The organism is Wolbachia endosymbiont of Drosophila bocki, assembly GCF_028982005.1.
GTDB lineage: Bacteria > Pseudomonadota > Alphaproteobacteria > Rickettsiales > Anaplasmataceae > Wolbachia > Wolbachia pipientis.
Genome location: NZ_JAPQLG010000207.1, coordinates 1 through 3357, shown reverse-complemented (window position 1 = coordinate 3357; position 3357 = coordinate 1). Strand labels below are relative to the sequence as shown.

Genomic DNA, 3357 nt, shown 5'->3' with positions numbered 1-3357 from the left:
ACTCCGGCAGTAGGACTCGAACCTACGACATCATGATTAACAGTCATGCGCTACTACCAACTGAGCTATGCCGGAATAATTAGCGTGGCGACGTCCTACTCTCACAAAGGGAAACCCTTCACTACAATCGGCGCTAAGAAGCTTAACTTCTGTGTTCGGCATGGGAACAGGTGTATCCTTCTCGCTATCGCCACCACACTGGGTGTTGTTGTATTTACTTGAGTGATTGTTCACTCAAAACTGGATTGAAGTTGTAATCAAATTGACCAAGATCTTTTATTTTATTTCTTTTGGTTAAGTCCTCGACCGATTAGTATTGGTCCGCTCCATACATCACTGTACTTCCACTTCCAACCTATCTACCTGATCATCTCTCAGGGGTCTTACTTTCTTAAAGAAATGGGAAATCTCATCTTGAGGTGGGCTTCACACTTAGATGCTTTCAGCGTTTATCCCTTCCCTACATAGCTACCCAGCAATGCCCTTGGCAGAACAACTGGTACACCAGCGGTAAGTCCATCCCGGTCCTCTCGTACTAAGGACAGCTCCTCTCAAATTTCCAACGCCCGCGACGGATAGGGACCGAACTGTCTCACGACGTTCTGAACCCAGCTCGCGTGCCGCTTTAATGGGCGAACAGCCCAACCCTTGGGACCGACTACAGCCCCAGGATGCGACGAGCCGACATCGAGGTGCCAAACCTCCCCGTCGATGTGGACTCTTGGGGGAGATAAGCCTGTTATCCCCAGGGTAGCTTTTATCCGTTGAGCGATGGCCCTTCCATGCGGAACCACCGGATCACTAAGCCCGACTTTCGTCCCTGCTCGACTTGTAAGTCTCGCAGTCAAGCTCCCTTCTGCCTTTACACTCTGCGAATGATTTCCAACCATTCTGAGGGAACCTTTGGGCGCCTCCGTTACCTTTTAGGAGGCGACCGCCCCAGTCAAACTGCCCACCTGACACTGTCTCCCAGCCCGATAAGGGCTGCGGGTTAGAGGGTTCATAACACAAGGGTAGTATCCCACCAGCGCCTCCACCGAAACTAGCGTTCCGGTTTCATCGGCTCCTACCTATCCTGTACATGTGGTACAAACACTCAATATCAAGCTACAGTAAAGCTCCATGGGGTCTTTCCGTCCTGTCGCGGGTAACCTGCATCTTCACAGGTACTAAAATTTCACCGAGTCTCTCGTTGAGACAGTGCCCAAATCGTTACGCCTTTCGTGCGGGTCGGAACTTACCCGACAAGGAATTTCGCTACCTTAGGACCGTTATAGTTACGGCCGCCGTTTACTGGGGCTTCAATTCTGAGCTTCGCCGAAGCTAACCCATCCTCTTAACCTTCCAGCACCGGGCAGGCGTCAGCCCCTATACGTCATCTTTCGATTTTGCAGAGACCTGTGTTTTTGATAAACAGTCGCTTGGGCCTATTCACTGCGGCTGACCGAAGTCAGCACCCCTTCTCCCGAAGTTACGGGGTCATTTTGCCGAGTTCCTTAACGAGAGTTCGCTCGCTCACCTTAGGATACTCTCCTCGACTACCTGTGTCGGTTTACGGTACGGGCAGTTGTTTTCTCACTAGAAGCTTTTCTTGACAGTGTGACATCAGGAACTTCGGTACTATTATTTCCCTCCCCATCACAGCTTGTCCGTACAGAGTAAAGCATTTGACTCTACTCAAGACTTACTGCTTGGACATGCACTTCCAGTCGCATGCATTCCTTAGCCTCCTGCGTCCCTCCATTGCTCAAACAAAAACAACTGGTACAGGAATATCAACCTGTTGTCCATCGCCTACGCCTTTCGGCCTCGGCTTAGGTCCCGACTAACCCTGGGCGGACGAGCCTTCCCCAGGAAACCTTAGTCATACGGTGGACGGGATTCTCACCCGTCTTTCGCTACTCATACCGGCATTCTCACTTCTAAGCGCTCCAGCCGTCCTCACGATCGACCTTCAACGCCCTTAGAACGCTCTCCTACCATCACACCAGAGGTGTGATCCACAGCTTCGGTAATATGTTTAGCCCCGGTACATTTTCGGCGCAGGGTCACTCGACTAGTGAGCTATTACGCACTCTTTAAATGGTGGCTGCTTCTGAGCCAACATCCTAGTTGTCTGTGCAACCCCACATCCTTTTCCACTTAACATATATTTTGGGACCTTAGCTGGTGGTCTGGGCTGTTTCCCTTTCGACTACGGATCTTATCACTCGCAGTCTGACTGCCGAATATGAATGAATGGCATTCGGAGTTTATCTGAATTCGGTAACCCGAGATGGGCCCCTAGTCCAAACAGTGCTCTACCTCCATCATTCTCAACTTCGACGCTAGCCCTAAAGCTATTTCGGAGAGAACCAGCTATCTCCAAGTTCGTTTGGAATTTCTCCGCTACCCACAGCTCATCCCCGCACTTTTCAACGTACGTGGGTTCGGTCCTCCAGTGCGTTTTACCACACCTTCAACCTGGCCATGGGTAGATCACATGGTTTCGGGTCTACGACTACATACTCAATCGCCCTATTCAGACTCGCTTTCGCTGCGGCTCCGGCTCTTCACCTTAACCTCGCATGCAATCGTAACTCGCCGGTTCATTCTACAAAAGGCACGCCATCACCCATTAACGGGCTTTGACTTGTTGTAGGCACACGGTTTCAGGATCTATTTCACTCCCCTTCCGGGGTGCTTTTCACCTTTCCCTCACGGTACTGGTTCACTATCGGTCATTAGGGAGTATTTAGCCTTGCGGGATGGTCCCCGCGGATTCCGACGGAATTTCTCGTGTTCCGCCGTACTCAGGATCCTCCTAGGTGTTGCCAACATTTCGTCTACGGGGCTATTACCCACTTTGGCGGACCTTTCCAAGTCCTTCGACTATCTTGACAGACTACCACAACGGAGTCCTACAACCCCAACAAGCAAGCTTGTTGGTTTGGGCTTTTCCCGTTTCGCTCGCCGCTACTCAGGGAATCGAATTTTCTTTCTCTTCCTGCAGGTACTTAGATGTTTCAGTTCTCTGCGTCTACCTCTAACCAGCTATGTATTCACTGGAAAGTAACATCCTATAAAAGATGCTGGGTTTCCCCATTCGGAAATCTCTGGATCATAGCTCACTTACAGCTCCCCAAAGCATATCGGTGTTAGTCCCGTCCTTCATCGGCTCCTAATGCCAAGGCATCCACCGTGCGCCCTTATTCACTTAACCTTGTCAACCTTACGGTTGGGTCTTGACCACTTCTTCTAGCGATAGAAGGTTAGTCAATAAAATAAGCTTCGAACAGTTAATTAACTCTTCAACGCGGTGTTCTCGGTTTGTTTTGATTACTTTTTTACTTCAATATCCAGTTTTCAATGAACAAT

The 3357-nt window shown here is 50.0% G+C and carries 1 tRNA gene and 2 rRNA genes; all 3 read right to left on the bottom strand.

Annotated elements, in window-relative coordinates:
* Position 1: 1 nt before the first annotated feature.
* The 3 genes from OZD61_RS05120 to OZD61_RS05110 all read right to left on the bottom strand — a co-directional run bounded on the left by OZD61_RS05120 (position 2) and on the right by OZD61_RS05110 (position 3202).
* A tRNA-Asn gene (locus OZD61_RS05120) sits at positions 2–75 on the bottom strand.
* Positions 76–82: 7 nt separating this feature from the next.
* A 5S ribosomal RNA gene (gene rrf, locus OZD61_RS05115) occupies positions 83–198 on the bottom strand.
* 92 nt (positions 199–290) lie between these two features.
* Positions 291–3202, bottom strand: a 23S ribosomal RNA gene (locus tag OZD61_RS05110).
* Positions 3203–3357 lie beyond the last annotated feature (155 nt).